At 53.9% G+C, this 17,352-nt stretch carries 17 protein-coding genes; 9 read left to right on the top strand and 8 right to left on the bottom strand.

The genetic code is table 11. From position 1 onward, the window contains the following. Positions 1 to 64: 64 nt before the first annotated feature. On the bottom strand, positions 65 to 994 hold the full coding sequence (gene rfaD, locus AC0LWE_RS18765) for an ADP-glyceromanno-heptose 6-epimerase (RefSeq protein WP_059180473.1): 930 nt from the start codon (positions 992 to 994) through the stop codon (positions 65 to 67). A gap of 341 nt (positions 995 to 1,335) precedes the next feature. Between rfaD and kbl the strand changes: the two genes are divergently transcribed. The 3 genes from kbl to AC0LWE_RS18750 all read left to right on the top strand — a co-directional run bounded on the left by kbl (position 1,336) and on the right by AC0LWE_RS18750 (position 4,515). Further along, positions 1,336 to 2,532 carry a glycine C-acetyltransferase gene (gene kbl, locus AC0LWE_RS18760; RefSeq protein ID WP_202694530.1) on the top strand — a complete coding sequence of 399 codons (1,197 nt, stop codon included), beginning with the start codon at positions 1,336 to 1,338 and terminating at the stop codon, positions 2,530 to 2,532. A 9-nt stretch (positions 2,533 to 2,541) separates the two neighbouring features. Then, positions 2,542 to 3,567 carry an L-threonine 3-dehydrogenase gene (tdh, locus tag AC0LWE_RS18755; RefSeq protein WP_474266001.1) on the top strand — a complete coding sequence of 342 codons (1,026 nt, stop codon included), beginning with the start codon at positions 2,542 to 2,544 and terminating at the stop codon, positions 3,565 to 3,567. A 141-nt stretch (positions 3,568 to 3,708) separates the two neighbouring features. Continuing rightward, positions 3,709 to 4,515, top strand: a complete 807-nt coding sequence (locus tag AC0LWE_RS18750) for a glycosyltransferase family 2 protein (RefSeq protein WP_219347192.1) — start codon at positions 3,709 to 3,711, stop codon at positions 4,513 to 4,515. Positions 4,516 to 4,532: 17 nt separating this feature from the next. Here the strand turns inward: AC0LWE_RS18750 and AC0LWE_RS18745 are convergent, their stop codons facing one another. Genes AC0LWE_RS18745 through gpmM form a run of 3 tightly spaced genes read right to left on the bottom strand, consistent with a single transcriptional unit; the run spans position 4,533 to position 8,318 of the window. Continuing rightward, complete coding sequence (locus AC0LWE_RS18745) at positions 4,533 to 5,477, bottom strand: divergent polysaccharide deacetylase family protein (protein WP_059180470.1); 945 nt, start codon at positions 5,475 to 5,477, stop codon at positions 4,533 to 4,535. Between the two features lie 3 nt (positions 5,478 to 5,480). Further along, a complete protein-coding gene (gene envC / locus AC0LWE_RS18740) occupies positions 5,481 to 6,740 on the bottom strand; it encodes a murein hydrolase activator EnvC (RefSeq protein ID WP_239609265.1) in 1,260 nt (419 codons plus the stop codon). 33 nt (positions 6,741 to 6,773) lie between these two features. Continuing rightward, complete coding sequence (gene gpmM / locus AC0LWE_RS18735) at positions 6,774 to 8,318, bottom strand: 2,3-bisphosphoglycerate-independent phosphoglycerate mutase (RefSeq protein ID WP_204771978.1); 1,545 nt, start codon at positions 8,316 to 8,318, stop codon at positions 6,774 to 6,776. 247 nt (positions 8,319 to 8,565) lie between these two features. On the opposite strand from gpmM, the gene AC0LWE_RS18730 reads away from it, so the two are divergent. From AC0LWE_RS18730 to cysE, 5 genes are all read left to right on the top strand, one after another. After that, positions 8,566 to 8,997 (top strand): rhodanese-like domain-containing protein, encoded by a 432-nt coding sequence (locus AC0LWE_RS18730; protein WP_011915390.1) that lies wholly within the window; start codon positions 8,566 to 8,568, stop codon positions 8,995 to 8,997. A gap of 13 nt (positions 8,998 to 9,010) precedes the next feature. Then, complete coding sequence (gene grxC / locus AC0LWE_RS18725) at positions 9,011 to 9,259, top strand: glutaredoxin 3 (protein WP_059180467.1); 249 nt, start codon at positions 9,011 to 9,013, stop codon at positions 9,257 to 9,259. Positions 9,260 to 9,292: 33 nt separating this feature from the next. Then, on the top strand, positions 9,293 to 9,760 hold the full coding sequence (secB, locus tag AC0LWE_RS18720; protein WP_059180466.1) for a protein-export chaperone SecB: 468 nt from the start codon (positions 9,293 to 9,295) through the stop codon (positions 9,758 to 9,760). Continuing rightward, positions 9,760 to 10,779 (top strand): NAD(P)H-dependent glycerol-3-phosphate dehydrogenase, encoded by a 1,020-nt coding sequence (gpsA, locus tag AC0LWE_RS18715; RefSeq protein ID WP_059180465.1) that lies wholly within the window; start codon positions 9,760 to 9,762, stop codon positions 10,777 to 10,779. The genes secB and gpsA overlap by 1 nt, the downstream gene beginning before the upstream one ends. Positions 10,780 to 10,852: 73 nt before the next feature. Continuing rightward, positions 10,853 to 11,674: a serine O-acetyltransferase gene (gene cysE, locus AC0LWE_RS18710; RefSeq protein WP_059180464.1), complete on the top strand. Its 822-nt coding sequence runs from the start codon at positions 10,853 to 10,855 to the stop codon at positions 11,672 to 11,674. Here cysE and trmL read toward each other — a convergent pair. The 4 genes from trmL to lldP form a co-directional block, all read right to left on the bottom strand. After that, positions 11,671 to 12,144 (bottom strand): tRNA (uridine(34)/cytosine(34)/5-carboxymethylaminomethyluridine(34)-2'-O)-methyltransferase TrmL, encoded by a 474-nt coding sequence (gene trmL / locus AC0LWE_RS18705; protein WP_219347191.1) that lies wholly within the window; start codon positions 12,142 to 12,144, stop codon positions 11,671 to 11,673. The two genes, cysE and trmL, sit on opposite strands and share 4 nt — an antisense overlap. A 245-nt stretch (positions 12,145 to 12,389) precedes the next feature. Beyond that, entirely contained in the window at positions 12,390 to 13,577 is a 1,188-nt protein-coding gene (gene lldD / locus AC0LWE_RS18700) for an FMN-dependent L-lactate dehydrogenase LldD (RefSeq protein WP_059180462.1), read from the bottom strand. Next, positions 13,574 to 14,347: a transcriptional regulator LldR gene (gene lldR, locus AC0LWE_RS18695; protein ID WP_219347190.1), complete on the bottom strand. Its 774-nt coding sequence runs from the start codon at positions 14,345 to 14,347 to the stop codon at positions 13,574 to 13,576. Before lldR ends, lldD begins: the two co-directional genes overlap by 4 nt. After that, positions 14,344 to 15,999, bottom strand: a complete 1,656-nt coding sequence (lldP, locus tag AC0LWE_RS18690; protein WP_204771979.1) for an L-lactate permease — start codon at positions 15,997 to 15,999, stop codon at positions 14,344 to 14,346. The genes lldR and lldP overlap by 4 nt, the downstream gene beginning before the upstream one ends. A gap of 623 nt (positions 16,000 to 16,622) precedes the next feature. On the opposite strand from lldP, the gene AC0LWE_RS18685 reads away from it, so the two are divergent. Continuing rightward, positions 16,623 to 17,180, top strand: a complete 558-nt coding sequence (locus AC0LWE_RS18685; RefSeq protein WP_219347189.1) for a fimbrial protein — start codon at positions 16,623 to 16,625, stop codon at positions 17,178 to 17,180. Positions 17,181 to 17,352 lie beyond the last annotated feature (172 nt).

The following is a 17,352-nucleotide window of genomic DNA, read 5'->3' as shown; positions in this document are numbered from 1 at the left end:
GTCTCTGCGTTGGCTGCCTTTGTTTACCCCAGACACACCGTTATTCAATGCGTCTGGGATTCACTCAGTTGCGGTTCAGCCAGGCCATATATTCCGCTACGCCTTCGGCGACAGTCTTAAATGGCTTGTCATAACCGGCAGCACGCAGGTTGGTCAGATCAGCCTGAGTGAATGCCTGATAACGGCCTTTCAGTTTTTCCGGGAATGGAATGTACTCGAGGCTGTCTTTTTTATGGAAGGCCAGCGCTGCGTCAGCCACGGCCTGGAAGGATTCTGCGCGGCCTGTGCCCAGGTTAAAGATGCCGGATACGCCGTTTTCCCAGAACCACAGATTGACCGCTGCCACGTCGCCCACGTAGACGAAATCGCGCTTAAAGCCGTCGCTGCCTTCGAACAGTTTCGGGGTTTCGCCGTTGTTCAACTGGGTATTCAGATGGAAAGCAACGCTCGCCATGCTGCCTTTGTGGCCTTCGCGCGGACCATAGACGTTGAAATAGCGGAAGCCAACGATTTGGGAGTTCGCTTCTGGCAGAATTTGACGCACATATTCGTCGAACAGGAATTTGGAATAGCCGTACACGTTCAGCGGCTGCTCGTATTCGCGGGATTCGATAAAGTCAGACGTGCGGCCGCCGTAGGTGGCAGCAGAAGAGGCATACAGGAACGGAATTTCGTGTTCCAGGCAGTAGTGCAGCACTTCTTTTGAGTACTGATAGTTATTATCCATCATGTACTTGCCGTCCCACTCTGTTGTGGAAGAGCACGCGCCTTCATGGAAGATGGCGTCGATTTCGCCGAACTCTTCACCCGCCATAAGCTGGATCAGAAAATCTTCTTTATCCATGTAGTCGGCAATATTCAGATCCACCAGGTTCGCGAACTTGGTGCCATCTTTCAAATTGTCCACCACCAGAATGTCGGTGATGCCTTTGTCATTCAGGGCTTTGATAATATTGCTGCCGATAAAGCCTGCGCCGCCGGTAACGATGATCATAACGGTAACCTTTGAAGTGTGGAGTCTGGGGACAATCCCGGACGCTAATATCTTTATCATATCATCACAATGCCCTGTCTTCAGCCATTCACCGATATGCACTTCATCCTTCAAGCTGCCTCTACGGTGGCTGCGCTTAGAAACCCCGGTCACAGAGTTATCTATGCTCCCGGGGATTTCTTCGCTTGCCGCCTTGTTGCAACTTGCATGATTTTGTTTATATGCAATAAATGCTACACGTGATTTATGCTGCAAAAACGAGAACTCATGATGCGTCATCTCGTATCGACGTATAGCTTTGGGTAATATGTGCCGAAATTTGCCGAGTCTGGAGAATTGCAATGCGTGGTGATTTTTACAAACAGTTAGACAGCGACCTGGAAACCGCTCGCGCGGAAGGGTTGTTCAAAGAAGAACGTATTATCACTTCTGCGCAGCAGGCGGATATCACCGTCGCTGATGGCAGCCATGTGATCAACTTTTGCGCGAACAACTACTTAGGTCTTGCGAATCACCCTGAGCTGATTGCTGCCGCCAAAAAGGGGATGGACACTCACGGCTTCGGAATGGCCTCTGTGCGCTTTATCTGCGGTACGCAGGACAGCCACAAAGTGCTTGAGAAGAAGCTGGCCGATTTCCTCGGCATGGAAGATGCGATTCTCTACTCTTCCTGTTTTGATGCTAACGGCGGCCTGTTCGAAACGCTGCTGGGCGCGGAAGACGCGATTATCTCCGATGCCCTGAACCACGCGTCCATCATCGACGGCGTGCGTTTGTGTAAAGCGAAGCGTTTCCGCTACGCCAACAACGATATGCAGGAGCTGGAAGCGCGTCTGAAAGAGGCCCGTGAAGCGGGTGCGCGTCATGTGCTGATCGCCACCGACGGTGTGTTCTCGATGGACGGTGTGATCGCCAACCTGAAAGGCGTGTGCGATTTGGCAGATAAATACGACGCGCTGGTGATGGTCGATGACTCTCACGCGGTCGGCTTTGTTGGCGAAAACGGTCGCGGTTCCCACGAATACTGTGACGTGATGGGCCGCGTAGACATCATCACCGGTACGCTGGGCAAAGCGCTTGGCGGTGCTTCCGGCGGCTACACCGCTGCACGCAAGGAAGTGGTGGAGTGGCTGCGCCAGCGCTCGCGTCCGTATCTGTTCTCCAACTCCCTGGCGCCAGCGATTGTTTCTGCGTCCATCAAAGTATTGGAAATGGTCGAGTCCGGCGCTGAACTGCGCGATCGTCTGTGGTCCAACGCCCGTCTGTTCCGCGAAAAAATGAGCGCGGCGGGCTTTACGCTGGCGGGTGCCGATCACGCGATTATCCCCGTAATGCTGGGCGATGCGGTTGTAGCGCAGAACTTCGCGCGTGAGCTGCAAAAAGAGGGCATTTACGTCACCGGATTCTTCTTCCCGGTGGTGCCAAAAGGTCAGGCGCGTATCCGCACCCAGATGTCTGCGGCGCATTCACCTGAACAAATCGAGCGTGCGGTTGAAGCCTTTATCCGCATCGGCAAACAACTGGGCGTAATTGCCTAAGGACGTGTGATGAAAGCGTTATCCAAACTGAAAGCCGAAGAAGGGATTTGGATGACCGACGTGCCGGAGCCGGAAGTCGGTCATAACGATCTGCTGATCAAAATTCGCAAAACCGCGATTTGCGGCACTGACGTGCATATCTATAACTGGGACGAATGGTCACAAAAAACCATTCCCGTGCCAATGGTTGTGGGCCACGAATATGTCGGTGAAGTGGTTGGCATTGGCCAGGAAGTGAAAGGTTTCAAAATTGGCGATCGCGTTTCAGGCGAAGGCCACATCACCTGCGGGCATTGCCGTAACTGCCGTGGCGGACGCACGCATTTGTGCCGTAACACCGTGGGCGTGGGCGTGAACCGTCCGGGCTGTTTCGCAGAATATCTGGTGATCCCGGCGTTTAACGCCTTCAAGATCCCGGACAATATTTCTGACGATCTGGCTTCTATCTTCGATCCGTTTGGTAATGCGGTTCACACGGCGTTGTCATTCGATTTGGTCGGCGAAGACGTGCTGGTGTCCGGCGCTGGCCCAATCGGCATTATGGCCGCCGCCGTGGCGAAACACGTTGGTGCACGTAACGTGGTGATCACCGACGTTAACGAATACCGCCTGTCGCTGGCGCGTAAAATGGGTGTCACCCGCGCGGTGGACGTCTCTAAAGAGAACCTGAACGACGTAATGGCTGAGCTGGGCATGACCGAGGGCTTCGACGTCGGTTTGGAAATGTCCGGCGCGCCGCCTGCGTTCCGCTCTATGCTGGATACCATGAACCACGGCGGACGTATCGCCATGCTGGGAATTCCGCCGTCAGATATGTCGATCGACTGGAATAAAGTTATCTTTAAGGGTTTGTTCATCAAAGGCATTTATGGCCGTGAGATGTTTGAAACCTGGTACAAGATGGCGGCACTGATCCAGTCTGGTCTGGATCTGACGCCGATCATTACTCACCATTTCGGAATTGATCATTTCCAGAAAGGCTTTGATGCGATGCGCTCGGGCCAGTCAGGAAAAGTCATTCTGAGCTGGGATTAAAAAAGAGAGCGCCTGCGGGCGCTTTTTCTCGACCCATTCACACTTCTGGCATCCGCAATCGGATTATTTCCACTATTCCTTCGCTTTTTTACCCACACGCTTATAAAGTTTGTTTAACATTCGTTTACTTTTACAGCGCCTATGCTCAAGCTTACCGTTTGTTTATTGACCTGTAATTCCGCGCGTTTGCTTCGCGAAGTCATGCCTCCGTTACTGACCGTGGCGGACGAATTTATCGTGGTGGATTCCGGAAGTACCGATTCGACTCTGGCAATTTGTCGAGAGTACGGCCTTTCCGTTCACCATCATCCTTACGCTATGCACGGCGCGCAGATGAATTATGCGATTGATTTGGCAACGCATGATTGGGTGCTGTGCATGGACAGCGATGAAATCATGGATGCCGAAACGGTCGATTTCATTCTGGCACTGAAAGCGGGCGAAGCGCCTGCGGCCAACAGTGCCTGGCGTATCGCACGTTACTGGTATGTATTGGGTGAAGAAGTGCGAACGATTTACCCCATTTCCTCGCCGGATTATCCGGTGCGCCTGTTCAATCGCACGCGGGCGCGATTCAATTACCGTCCGGTCGATGACAAAGTTGAAGGCAATCTGCAGACCACCAAAATGCCGGGACGCGTGCGGCATGACACGTTTTACACGCTTCATGAAGTCTTTAATAAGCTGAATAGCTACACGTCGCGGCTGGTGAAATACCAGAAAGTGAGGCCGTCTATCGGACGCGGGGTGATCAGCGCCACGGGTGCATTTTTCAAATGGTATCTGTTCAGCGGCGCATGGCAACAAGGCAAAGTGGGGGTCGTGACGGGGCTGTACGCGGTCTCATACAGTTTTTTGAAATATTTTAAGGCCTGGTATCTGGATCAGGATAAAGAACAAGAAGAGTCCACGGCAGAAAAGCCCGTGGACTCTCATCTCATCGAATGATGGCGGACAGCAATGAATTACGCCTTTTTCCCCCAACCTTGCCACTGATGCTGGACATATTTCACCAGCGAGCTTTGGCCCACGCTTTCACCGATCACCGAGAAGAACCGGGTGGCATACACAGGTTCCAGCGGCTGTTTCGGCTTGCAGAGGGTCACACCCTTAAACGGATTTCGCGGTTTTGTCGCCGGGTTTGTGCCAGGCGGCGATGACGTGTCTGGCCGTGAGGTATCTACTTGCGGCTCATTCAGCAGATCGCTCGGCCGGACCAGCGTGATATCCGATGGCAGTGATGGCAGCATTTGCTGCAAGACGCGCACGGTGGACGGATGGGGATGCCCAATCGCGATAGCCGACCCGTTGCGGCGTGCGAGCTGAACCGCACGATTGAACTGAGCGCGAATATCCGCGTCGTTCTGCGTGTCATCCAAGAAGACTTTGCGCTTAATTACCTTTACACCGGTGCCCTGCGAAGCACGCAGAGCCTGGCTATTGCCAATGGTCATGCTGTCGAGGAAATAGAGATTGTAGCGCTCCAGCGCCTGCATCACTTTTTGCATGCCGAACAGGCTGGACGTCATCGCGCTGCCCATGTGGTTGTTCAGCCCAACCGCAAAGGGAACTTTGCCATAAGCATCGCGAATAATGCGCTCGATCTCGCTGCTGCTCATGTCCGGGCGTAAGGTGTCTTTTTCCAGCGGTTGTTTACTGAGGGGAGCCATTGGCAGGTGGATCAGCACTTCGTGCCCGCTGTTGTGAGCTTTGGTCGCCATTTCGCGCGCATGTGGGGCATTGGGTAACACGGCAACGGAGACGGCAGTGGGCATCGCCAGCACCTGATTTTCGTTGTGCGGGCGATAACCGAAATCATCAATGACGATGGCAAGTTTGCCTGCGTAAACCGGTGAAGCCAGCGCCAGTGCGCTGACGACGGATAAAACAAGACGACGAAATTGAAGCAAAACTTATCTTCCCAACCACGGCTGTGGATTGACCGCCTGACCCTGGCGACGAATTTCGAAATAGAGTGACGGGCGGCCCTGACCGCCACTGCTGCCCACAAGGGCGATGGGTTGTCCGGCACGGACCTGTGTGCCTACGCTGACCAATGCGCTCTGGTTGTAGCCGTAAAGACTCATGTCGCCTTTGCCGTGTTCAACGACCACGACTAGACCGTAGCCCTGCAGCCAGTCGGCGAGGATCACGCGGCCATCGGCGATGGCTTTGACTTCGCTACCTTCGGAGGCACCAATAACGATACCCTTCCAACGTAGCTCACCCTGCAACTGTTCGCCATAGCGATGCAGAATCGAACCGCGAACGGGCCAGAACGCTTGTCCGCGTGGGGCACCGAGTCCGCCGGTACGCGAGATAAGCGAACGCTCGCTTTCGGTCGGTTTATAGGTTGAACCTTTACGCGATGCTTCTTGCTGGCGATCTTTTACGGCCTGCGCTTCACGCGCCTCTTTTTCGGCACGCGCTTTGGCTGCTGCTTCGGCACGTGCAATGCTGTTGCGCAGTTTTGATTCGTTGGCACGCATTTCACCCAGCTGCGTCTGACCTTCCTGGATCGATGATTCCAGACCGGAAAGCGTTTTCTTACGCTCGTTCCGCGCCTGTTCCAGCTTCGCCTGTTGCGCCTGCTGATCGTAAAGCAGGGTCTGCTGCTGGGTTTGCTTCTCTTCAAGCTCCGCTTTCTGGGTGTTGACCTCTTCGCGCGTCTGCTTAAGCTGCGCGATGGTCTCCTGGCGAGCCTGGTTAAGATAACCAAAATAGGCCTGCAAGCGCTGGCCGCGCTGGCTCTCTTCACCGCTGAGAATCAACTGAATACCGGTATGCTCACCCTGACGGAATGCCGCATCCAACTGGGCCGCAAGATTACGTTCCTGAGCGTCGCGCTGGCGTTCAAGTTTGGCAATCGACGCATTCATTTCATCGATTTGCTTATTGAGCAGTGAAAGGGTGTTTTGTGTTTCGCGTAATTTCCGCGCGGCGGCGGAGATGGCTTCTTCCTGCTGCTTTAGTTGCGCAAGCAGTGAAGCGCGTTGCTGTTGCTGCTGGCGAACCGCGCGCTCTTTCGCGGCGATATCGGCCTGAATCGATTTGAGCTGATCGCGATCGTCAGCGTGGGCGGATGTGGCGCACAACAATACGCCAGCGCTAAGCGCGCTGGCGTAAAGCAAAGGCCTGACTGAAAACCGTAGCGGCTTCACGACCCATGTGATTGAAAAAATCGCCTTTCCCCTCATGGGGAAGGATTATTCCACGATGAACAGCGGCTTGCCAGTCATCTCTTTCGGGATTTCCATCCCCATCAGCGTCAACATGGTTGGTGCGATGTCAGAAAGCTTACCGCCTTCCACCGCTTTCAGAGATTTCTCACCCACATAAATCAGCGGAACAGGCAGGTTTGTGTGCGCCGTATGCGCCTGACCGGTCGACGGATCGCGCATCTGCTCAGCGTTACCGTGATCGGCGGTGATCAGCAACTGACCGCCGACGGCTTCAACGGCTTTAGCAACTTGCTCAACGCAGTGATCCAGCGTTTCAACCGCTTTCACTGCCGCTTCCATCACGCCGGTATGGCCGACCATATCGCCGTTCGGATAGTTACAGATAATGGTGTCGTATTTGCCGCTTGTGATTGCCGCGACCAGTTTTTCAGTCAGCTCAGCAGAGCTCATTTCTGGCTGCAGATCGTAAGTCGCCACTTTCGGGGAGTTAATCAGAATGCGGTCTTCGCCTTTGAACGGCTCTTCTACGCCGCCGTTAAAGAAGAACGTCACGTGCGCGTATTTCTCGGTTTCGGAAATGCGCAGCTGCGTTTTGTCGTGCTTCGCCATCCACTCGCCCAGGGTGTTAGCCAGTGACGCTGGTGGATATGCGCAGGGTACTTTGATGTCAGCGGCGTATTCGGTCAGCATAATGAAGTCGAGGTTCACCACTTTCTTGCGGGCGAAACCGTCAAAATCGGCATTCACGAATGCACGGGTGATTTCACGCGCACGGTCGGCACGGAAGTTCATGAAGATCAGCGCATCGCCGTCTTCCATCGCTGCGTCAGCCTGGCCTTCGGCACGGATCACGGTCGCTTTCACGAATTCGTCGTTTTCATCACGCGCGTAAGCGGCGTCCAGACCGGCAACGGCGGTATCAAACTGGAACTCACCTTTTGCCATAGTCATCAGATCATACGCTTGCTCAACGCGATCCCAGCGGTTATCGCGGTCCATCGCGTAGTAACGGCCAATGATCGAGGCAACGCGGCCTTTGCCCAGCTCGGCAAATTTGTCTTCAAAGGTCTGCAGTGACGATTTGGCGCTGCGCGGCGGGGTGTCGCGACCGTCCAGGAAAGCATGCAGGTAGATTTTTTCTGCGCCGCGTTCCGCTGCCATTTCGACCATCGCGAGGATGTGATCTTCGTGGCTATGAACGCCGCCCGCAGAGAGCAGACCCATAATGTGAACCGCTTTGCCTGCGTTCACGGCTTTATCGACAGCACCGGTCAGCGTAGGGTTGGAGAAGAACGTGCGTTCTTTAATCTCAACATCCAGACGGGTCAGATCCTGATAAACAATACGGCCCGCACCCAGGTTGACGTGTCCGACTTCGGAATTGCCCATCTGGCGATCTGGCAGACCCACTTCCAGGCCGGACGCATCAATCAGGGTATGCGGACGTTGTGCCCACAGCGCATCCATTACCGGAGTTTTTGCGTTGAAAATGGCATTATCCTGGCTGTCTTCGCGATAGCCATAACCATCCAGAATCACCAGTACCATAGGTTTTTTAGAAACCGACATTGCGACATCCTCATGCTCAAGAGACAAAAAATTTGCGTAATTTTACTACAGCTGAATCGATAAAGTAGCCTCGGAAGATCAAAGAAAACGCAGGGGCAGGGGCCATGAAGGCGCTTTTGCACTATTTTTTTCGTGGCATGCCGCAGAAAATGGATTAGCTTATTCCCGCTGGCTGTATTTGCCACACCGCACAGGTATACTCCTGTCCTGGTTTTTTTAATCACTACGTCGGGAGTTGTTACCCCCCATGCAAGAAATTATGCAATTTGTTAGCCGCCATCCGGTACTGAGTATCGCGTGGATTGGTTTACTGGCAGCTGTGCTGTTCACCACGTTCAAAGGCCTTACCTCTAAAGTGAAGGTTATCACTCGTGGCGAAGCAACGCGTCTTATCAATAAAGAAGACGCTGTGGTTGTGGATCTGCGTCAGCGTGATGATTTCCGTAAAGGTCATATTGCAGGTTCTATCAATCTGCTGCCTGCTGAAATCAAAGCAAATAATGTTGGTGAACTGGACAAGCATAAAGCGCAGCCGATTATCGTTGTCGACGGTACCGGTATGCAGGCGCAAGATCCGGCCAGCGCGCTGATCAAGGCGGGTTTTGAAAAGGTCTATGTGCTGAAAGACGGCGTCTCCGGCTGGAGCGGCGAGAATCTGCCTTTAGTTCGCGGTAAATAAGAGGAACGACGTTATGGCCAATATCGAAATGTACACCAAAGCGACCTGCCCGTTCTGCCATCGCGCGAAAGCGCTGCTGAGCAGCAAAGGCGTCACCTTTCAGGAACTGCCTATCGATGGCGACGCGGCAAAACGTGAAGAGATGATCAAACGTAGTGGCCGTACGACGGTTCCGCAGATTTTTATTGATGCGCAGCACATTGGCGGCTGTGATGACTTGTATGCGCTTGATGCACGTGGTGGGCTTGATCCCCTGCTGTAATAGCGTTTTAGGACAATTAAAAAGGGTATTTCCATGTCAGAACAAAACAACAACGAAATGAGTTTCCAGATTCAGCGCATCTACACCAAGGATGTCTCTTTCGAAGCGCCAAATGCGCCGCATGTTTTCCAGAAAGATTGGCAGCCAGAGGTTAAACTTGATCTTGATACTGCGTCTACCCAACTGGCAGACGACGTGTATGAAGTTGTACTGCGCGTGACCGTCACCGCTGCGCTGGGTGAAGAAACGGCATTCCTGTGTGAAGTACAGCAGGGTGGTATCTTCTCCGTTGGCGGTATTGAAGGTAATCAGCTGGCGCATTGCCTGGGTGCATACTGCCCGAACATTCTGTTCCCGTATGCTCGCGAATGCATCACCAGCCTGGTTTCACGCGGTACATTCCCGCAACTGAACCTTGCGCCAGTTAACTTTGATGCGCTGTTCATGAACTATCTGCAGCAGCAAGCTGGCGAAGGTACTGAAGAACATCAGGATGCCTGATGAGTACAGTTAATGCGTCAATGACTGTGATCGGTGCCGGCTCGTACGGCACCGCTCTTGCTATTACCCTGGCAAGAAATGGTCACGAGGTGGTGCTTTGGGGCCACGATCCCAAACATATCGCGACGTTACAGCACGATCGCTGCAATATTGCGTTCCTTCCTGATGTTCCTTTCCCTGATTCGCTGCACTTAGAGAGCGATCTCGCCACGGCGCTTGCTGCCAGCCGCAATATCTTAGTTGTCGTGCCAAGCCATGTGTTTGGTCAGGTGCTGCACCAGATCAAGCCGCTGATGCGTGCTGATGCGCGCATTGTGTGGGCAACGAAAGGGCTGGAAGCGGAAACGGGACGTCTGTTGCAGGATGTGGCCCGTGAAGTGCTGGGTGATGATATTCCGCTGGCGGTGATCTCCGGACCAACGTTTGCCAAAGAGCTGGCCGCTGGCCTGCCGACGGCAATCTCTCTGGCTTCAACCGATCAAACCTTCTCCGACGATCTTCAGCATTTGCTGCACTGTGGCAAAAGCTTCCGCGTCTACAGCAACCCGGATTTTATCGGTGTACAGCTGGGCGGTGCGGTGAAGAACGTTATCGCGATCGGCGCGGGTATGTCTGACGGTATCGGCTTTGGCGCGAATGCGCGTACGGCACTGATCACCCGTGGACTGACCGAGATGTCGCGTCTTGGCGAAGCATTAGGTGCCGATCCCGCAACCTTTATGGGGATGGCTGGCTTGGGCGATCTGGTGCTGACCTGTACCGACAACCAGTCTCGTAACCGGCGCTTCGGCATGATGCTCGGACAGGGCATGGATGTGATGGGCGCGCAGGAAAAGATTGGTCAGGTGGTCGAAGGCTATCGCAATACCAAAGAAGTTCGGGAATTGGCGCACCGTTTTGGTGTCGAAATGCCAATAACCGAGGAAATTTATCAGGTATTGTATTGCGGAAAAAATGCGCGCGAGGCAGCATTGACCTTATTAGGTCGCTCACGCAAGGAAGAGCGCAGCAGTAGCTAATAGGGAACCGTTGTCGCCCAACGACACGGCCAGCATAGACTGGCCGGTCGTCTAATTACGCCTGGAGTATGCAATGCCGTGTGAAGAACTGGATATCGTCTGGAACAATATTAAAGCCGAAGCCCGGGCTTTAGCCGACTGCGAGCCCATGCTGGCCAGTTTTTATCACGCGACGTTACTCAAGCATGAAAATCTCGGCAGCGCTCTGAGCTATATGCTCGCGAACAAACTCGCTTCTTCAATCATGCCCGCCATTGCCATCCGCGAAGTCGTTGAAGAGGCGTATGCCGCCGATCCCGAAATGATCGCCTCTGCTGCCTGCGATATTCAGGCCGTGCGAACGCGCGACCCGGCAGTGGATAAATACTCCACGCCGCTGCTGTATCTCAAAGGTTTTCATGCTTTACAGGCCTATCGCATCGGCCACTGGCTGTGGAACGAAGGCCGCCGTGCGCTGGCTATTTTCCTGCAAAATCAGGTGTCCGTGACATTCCAGGTGGATATCCACCCGGCAGCGAAAATTGGTCGCGGCATCATGCTTGACCACGCCACCGGTATTGTCGTCGGTGAGACGGCGGTTATCGAAGATGACGTGTCAATTCTGCAATCCGTGACCCTTGGCGGTACGGGCAAAACCAGTGGCGATCGCCATCCCAAAATTCGCGAAGGCGTGATGATTGGCGCGGGCGCGAAAATTCTCGGCAACATTGAAGTCGGACGCGGTGCGAAAATTGGCGCAGGCTCGGTTGTGCTTCAACCTGTTCCGCCGCACACCACCGCCGCGGGTGTGCCAGCGCGCATCGTGGGCAAACCCGAGAGCGATAAACCGGCGATGGATATGGATCAGCATTTCAACGGCATTCACCATACCTTTGAGTATGGTGACGGTATCTAGCTTCTGAGCATGGCGCCGGCATATCCCAGCTGGCGCCAGGCTTCATACACCACGACCGACACCGCGTTAGACAAGTTCATGCTGCGGCTATCCGGCATCATTGGAATACGGATTTTTTGCTCAGCGGGCAGGACATCCAGAATAGTGGCTGGCAGGCCACGCGTCTCCGGACCAAACATCAGATAATCGCCTTCCTGATAACTCACTGCGCTGTGCGCCGGTGTGCCTTTGGTCGTCAGCGCAAACATGCGCTGCGGATTTTCCGCTTCCACAAAGGCCGCGTAATCGTGATGGCGAACGACGGCCGTAAATTCATGATAATCCAGTCCCGCGCGGCGCAGGCGTTTGTCGTCCCACGTAAAGCCCATCGGCTCAATAATATGCAGACGAAAACCGGTATTGGCACACAGGCGAATGATATTGCCGGTATTAGGCGGAATTTCTGGTTCGAATAGTACGATGTTAAGCATGCTGTCCCCTGAGCCTATCCCGTTAGGCTATTTTATTTGCCATTTTGGACGTTGGCAGTGCTCACCTTTCTCGCGTACCGTGTGTTCGCTCCGGGTGTTCCGCGCTGTCCGCGTCCAAACTGTCTGCAACAATCAACGCCAACTGGATTAGGCTCTGAAAATGCGGGGGCAGGATAGCAGAATCTGCCTCTTTTCTCCCTCTCCCTGTGGGAGAGGGGGTGAGGGCAACAGACGACCACAATACCTTACGCCGCACTCCCCTGCGCGAGCGGTGCCAGCGCCGCAGGAACTCGGCTCAACTCCTGTACCAGCGAGTCTTTGCTGATTTCACTGATGGTCTTCGCGCCCGTCAGGGTCATCGCCACTTTCATCTCTTTCTCGATCAGATTCAGCAGATTGGCCACACCAGCCTGGCCGTGCGTCGCCAGCGCGTACAGATACGCCCGCCCCAGCAGCACGCTGTCTGCGCCCAACGCAATCATGCGCACCACGTCCAGTCCGTTACGAATGCCGCTGTCGGCCAGGATCGCAATATCCCCTTTCACCGCATCGGCAATCGCAGGCAGGGCACGTGCAGAAGAAAGCACGCCGTCCAGCTGTCGTCCACCGTGGTTCGACACCACAATCCCATCCGCGCCAAAGCGCACCGCGTCACGGGCATCTTCCGGATCGAGGATCCCTTTGATCACCATCGGGCCATCCCAAAATTCGCGGATCCACTCCAGGTCTTTCCATGAAATCGACGGATCGAAGTTATTCGCCAGCCAGCCGATGTAATCCTCAAGACCGGTCGGTTTCCCGAGATAGGCCGAGATATTCCCCAGATCGTGCGGACGGCCGTTAACGCCGACATCCCACGCCCATTGCGGATGCGTCACCGCCTGCCAGTAACGGCGCATCGCCGCATTTGCGCCGCTCATTCCGGAGTGCGCATCACGATAACGTGCGCCCGGCGTCGGCATATCGACGGTAAACACCAGCGTGGAACAGCCCGCCGCTTTGGCGCGTTCCAGCGCGTTACGCATGAAGCCGCGGTCACGCAGCACGTACAGCTGGAACCACATTGGGCGCTTGATGGTGGGGGCGACTTCTTCAATCGGGCAAACGGACACAGTTGAAAGGGTAAATGGGATCCCTTTCGCATCAGCCGCAGCCGCAGCCTGGACCTCACCACGGCGCGCATACATACCGCACAACCCAACGGGCGCAAGGGCTACGGGCATCGACAGCGTCTCGTTGAAGAGCGTTGTCTCAAGGCTCAGATCTGACATATTTTTCAGCACGCGCTGGCGCAGAGCCACCTCTGACAAATCTTGCACGTTGCGACGCAGGGTGTATTCCGAATAGGCACCGCCGTCGATGTAATGGAACAGGAACGGGGGCAGGATGCGCTGCGCCGCTGCGCGATAGTCACTGGCTGCGGAAATAATCATGTGTTGTTCTCCCTGGACATATCATGATCGCCGGGCAGGCGTGTAATGCGTGCCTGTCGGGCCTGATCTTCATCGAATCGTTTAATGGTGGTATGTACGAAGCCCAGATGCGCCATCATCGCCTTGCGTGCGGCTTCGGCGTCACCGGCAAGAATGGCGTTCAGCACCGCTTCGTGTTGTTCAGTCAACTGTGCGAAAACCGGCGGCACCAGATACATGCGCTGCCGACTCTGCTTAACGGACGATTGCAGCAGATCGAAAAATCCGCGCATGGTTTGCAGCAGCACGACGTTGTGTGAGGCCTCAGCAATCGCCAGATGAAAGCGGACGTCTGCCTGCGAGGCGATATCCGGGTCACTGCTTTGCGTGGCTTCAAAGCAGGCTTTGAGCTTCTCTTTATCGCTGTCCGTAGCGCGCATCGCGGCGTGCCAGGCGGTACTGGTTTCAATCGCGTGACGCGCTTCCAGGATGTCGAAACTGTAATCGGGATCGTTCTCCATCAGCGTCTTCAGCGGCTGGACGATGTTTTGTTCGGACCAGTCGTCGTGTTGGCAGCGCACAAACGTCCCGCCGCCACGACGGCTCAGCAGTACCCCTTCGCTGGTCAGCGTCGCCAGCGCTTCGCGCAGTGAATTACGCGACACGCCTAGCTGGGCGGCCAACTGGCGTTCGGCGGGCAATTTCATGCCCGCTTCCAGCTGTTGTTCTGCAATCAGCGCCCGCACGCGAGAGGCGATCTCGTCGGACAAGCGTTTTGGCATCACTATCATGGAATCATCCAGGTTAAGACGTAAGCCTGCAGCGTGGTGATGACGCCGACCATGCAGGTGAAAATCAGGCTGTGTTTAACGGTAAAGCGGAACAGATCCGACTCTTTACCGACCAGTCCCACCGCGGCACAGGCAATGGCGATAGACTGCGGCGAAATCATTTTTCCCGTCACGCCACCTGTGGTGTTGGCGGCGACTAAGAGCACGTCCGACACGCCAATCTGCTGGGCAGCGGTCGCCTGCAATGCGGCAAACAGTGCGTTTGAGGACGTATCCGATCCGGTCAGAAACACTCCCAGCCAGCCGAGGAAAGGCGAGAAAAAGGTAAACGCGTGGCCGGTGTGGGCGAGCGCTAAAGCCAGCGTCGATGACAGGCCGGAATAGTTCGAGATAAACGCGAACGCCAGCACCATCCCGATGGAGTAAATTGGCAGCGCCAGTTCCTTCAGCGTGCTGGCGAAAGTTTGTATCGCCGCGGCTGGCTTCATACGCAGCCACACGATAGAAAGGATCGCCGCAAACAAAATCGCCGTGCCGGTGGCGGAGAACCAGTCAAATTTATACACCGCAGCATACGGCGTGGCGTCGTGAACCACTGGCGGCATGCGCGCCACCATTTTGTCGAGGAACGGCACGGAGATATTGATCACCATGTCATACAGCGCACCGCCTGGGGCGAACAGCGCCTTAAACGGCGGAACGCTCCACAGGGTGACGGTGGCCGTCAGGAACAGGAACGGCGACCAGGCGCGGATAATTTGCCCAACGGTATAGTTTGTCCGTGCCAGCGTTTGATCGACTTGCGACGCGCCCATATCGCCAAAGCGGAAGATGCGCACCGGCTGCCAGCGTCGCAGGAACAGAGTCAGACACACTAATGACACCAGCGACGAGATAATGTCCGGCAGTTCCGGGCCTATGAAGTTCGAACTGAGATACTGCGCGATGGCGAACGAGCCACCCGCAACCATCACCGCAGGCCAGGTCTCTTTCACCCCGCGCCAGCCGTCCATAATCGCCATGATCCAGAACAGCACGATAATGGTCAGGAACGGTAGCTGGCGGCCCACCATCTGGCCGATTTCAAAGCTGTCCAGGCCGGTGACCTGTCCGGCAACCAGAATCGGGATGCCCATCGCGCCAAACGCCACCGGTGCAGTGTTAACGATCAGGCACAGGCCTGCAGCGTACAGCGGATTAAAGCCCAACCCTACCAGCAGTGCAGCGGTAATCGCCACCGGCGCGCCAAATCCGGCGGCCCCTTCGAGGAACGCCCCGAAGCAGAAGCCGACGATCAGCATTTGCAGGCGTTGGTCCGGGGTAATGGACAAAATCGACGAGCGGATAATGTCAAACTGACCGGTTTTAACCGAGATTTTATAGACAAATACCGCGGCAATGATGATCCACGCAATGGGCCACAGGCCGTAGAAAAAGCCGTAAACGACGGATGCCAGCGCATGGTCGACCGGCATTTTGTAGAACAACAGTGCTACCGCGAGCGCGATCGCAACGGTATACGTTGCGGCCAGATAGCCTTTCAGCTTGAGTTTAATCAGCGCGAAGAAAAAGAACAGGATCGGTAGCGATGCGATCAGGCTAGACAACCAGATATTTCCGGCCGGGTCGTAATTTTGTTGCCAGAGGCTCATGCAGGTCTCCTGAGGACCACGCTTCACGTCACACGGGTGAGTCTATGCTCATTTCGCGTCACAATAAGTGTAAAATTGGTCCTGCCAATAGTGTGATGTAGGGTGAATGACAATGAATGGTTAATCAAATGTTATGGATGAGCAATGAGTTTGTGAGTAAGAATAATGGAAATGTGAACCAGGAAGGCGCTGTCAGGCATATTGGTTGGGCCAATTTTTCGATGGGTGTTTTGAGGCTTTCACTTCTTGGCCTGAGGGCAAAAAGTCAACGTATTGGCAAGAAAGAGCATTCAAGAATCGTAGCGTAGAATTCAAGGTATAAAATTATGAAACGCCATTCACTCGGAAAACTATTTTTTCATCAGTAATAGGTTTTGAACATCACCAGATAATATTCAAAACCTATTACTGCTAATAAAACGGATTCATCTGCCTGATTTTCAGTTGATAAATCTTACAAATAGATACGTCTAATAACATGTTAATCCCCTTTGATGCCGAAGTTTTATCCTTATCTAAAATTGGAATTATTAGTGATGTGTTCCGAAAAATAAACCCCATAACATATCTACCATGTGATTTTTACTAAGAAATACAATTAATTTTATTGAGGAGAAATTTGCATGTTAAATCGAAAGGTTATTCTATCTGGTTTACTGTCCTTATTTATTACCGGTACCGTGAATGCCGGTGTAAATCCTACCGATCAATCAGCAACGTTGAACATCTCAGGTTCTGTCACTGACAGCGAGGTCGCCGGATGCTCTGTGGGCGTTATTGGTGGTAACACCATTTTACTTGAATCTATGGATGATACCGATCTTCTTAATCAAGATGAAAACGGTACGCATATGACGATTGTTCCACTGCATATTTATGGCGTGAAGAACCTGTCGGATTGCTATGATGTTATTCAGAATGGCCGCCTGGCGTTAAGATTAACAGGGCAGGGCGACAATGCCACTGGCACCGTTTTACAAAATTCCGGCACTGCGACCGGTGTGGGTATCGGGATATATAATTACGACACAACCAAACCCGTTTTAATTAATAACGGTAACCTGGAAATTAAAAAAGATGGCACTGCTAATTTAGGTTTGCAATCGGTTAAACTGTCGGGTCAAAGTGCAACTGCGGGTTCTATGAAAGGAACGTTGACCGTTGAAATCGAACGTTTGTAAAAACGTTCTCTCTTCATTCTTCGGATTCCTGTAAATCATAAACGATGGCGGGGATCTGAAGATAAGAGCCGCTGCTCACGTAAAGTGGTGCGTTTTATAGAAGAAAGCAACCAGGCCTGATTCGGCACTCTTCCGGACTCAGGCCTTGTCGTTTGTGCATAGCGGCCACAGG

It is taken from the genome of Lelliottia sp. RD5, assembly GCF_056032945.1.
This window is presented reverse-complemented; position numbering and strand designations above follow the sequence as displayed.

What these genes read in the sequence shown, in the direction of transcription:
- gpsA (WP_059180465.1), top strand. Translation starts at nt 9,760, where the DNA reads ATGAGTACAGTTAATGCGTCAATGACTGTGATCGGTGCCGGCTCGTAC.
- trmL (WP_219347191.1), bottom strand. Translation starts at nt 12,144, where the DNA reads ATGCTTAACATCGTACTATTCGAACCAGAAATTCCGCCTAATACCGGC.
- tdh (WP_474266001.1), top strand. Translation starts at nt 2,542, where the DNA reads ATGAAAGCGTTATCCAAACTGAAAGCCGAAGAAGGGATTTGGATGACC.
- AC0LWE_RS18730 (WP_011915390.1), top strand. Translation starts at nt 8,566, where the DNA reads ATGCAAGAAATTATGCAATTTGTTAGCCGCCATCCGGTACTGAGTATC.
- secB (WP_059180466.1), top strand. Translation starts at nt 9,293, where the DNA reads ATGTCAGAACAAAACAACAACGAAATGAGTTTCCAGATTCAGCGCATC.
- rfaD (WP_059180473.1), bottom strand. Translation starts at nt 994, where the DNA reads ATGATCATCGTTACCGGCGGCGCAGGCTTTATCGGCAGCAATATTATC.
- cysE (WP_059180464.1), top strand. Translation starts at nt 10,853, where the DNA reads ATGCCGTGTGAAGAACTGGATATCGTCTGGAACAATATTAAAGCCGAA.
- AC0LWE_RS18750 (WP_219347192.1), top strand. Translation starts at nt 3,709, where the DNA reads ATGCTCAAGCTTACCGTTTGTTTATTGACCTGTAATTCCGCGCGTTTG.
- gpmM (WP_204771978.1), bottom strand. Translation starts at nt 8,318, where the DNA reads ATGTCGGTTTCTAAAAAACCTATGGTACTGGTGATTCTGGATGGTTAT.
- lldR (WP_219347190.1), bottom strand. Translation starts at nt 14,347, where the DNA reads ATGATAGTGATGCCAAAACGCTTGTCCGACGAGATCGCCTCTCGCGTG.
- lldP (WP_204771979.1), bottom strand. Translation starts at nt 15,999, where the DNA reads ATGAGCCTCTGGCAACAAAATTACGACCCGGCCGGAAATATCTGGTTG.
- grxC (WP_059180467.1), top strand. Translation starts at nt 9,011, where the DNA reads ATGGCCAATATCGAAATGTACACCAAAGCGACCTGCCCGTTCTGCCAT.
- lldD (WP_059180462.1), bottom strand. Translation starts at nt 13,577, where the DNA reads ATGATTATTTCCGCAGCCAGTGACTATCGCGCAGCGGCGCAGCGCATC.
- AC0LWE_RS18685 (WP_219347189.1), top strand. Translation starts at nt 16,623, where the DNA reads ATGTTAAATCGAAAGGTTATTCTATCTGGTTTACTGTCCTTATTTATT.
- kbl (WP_202694530.1), top strand. Translation starts at nt 1,336, where the DNA reads ATGCGTGGTGATTTTTACAAACAGTTAGACAGCGACCTGGAAACCGCT.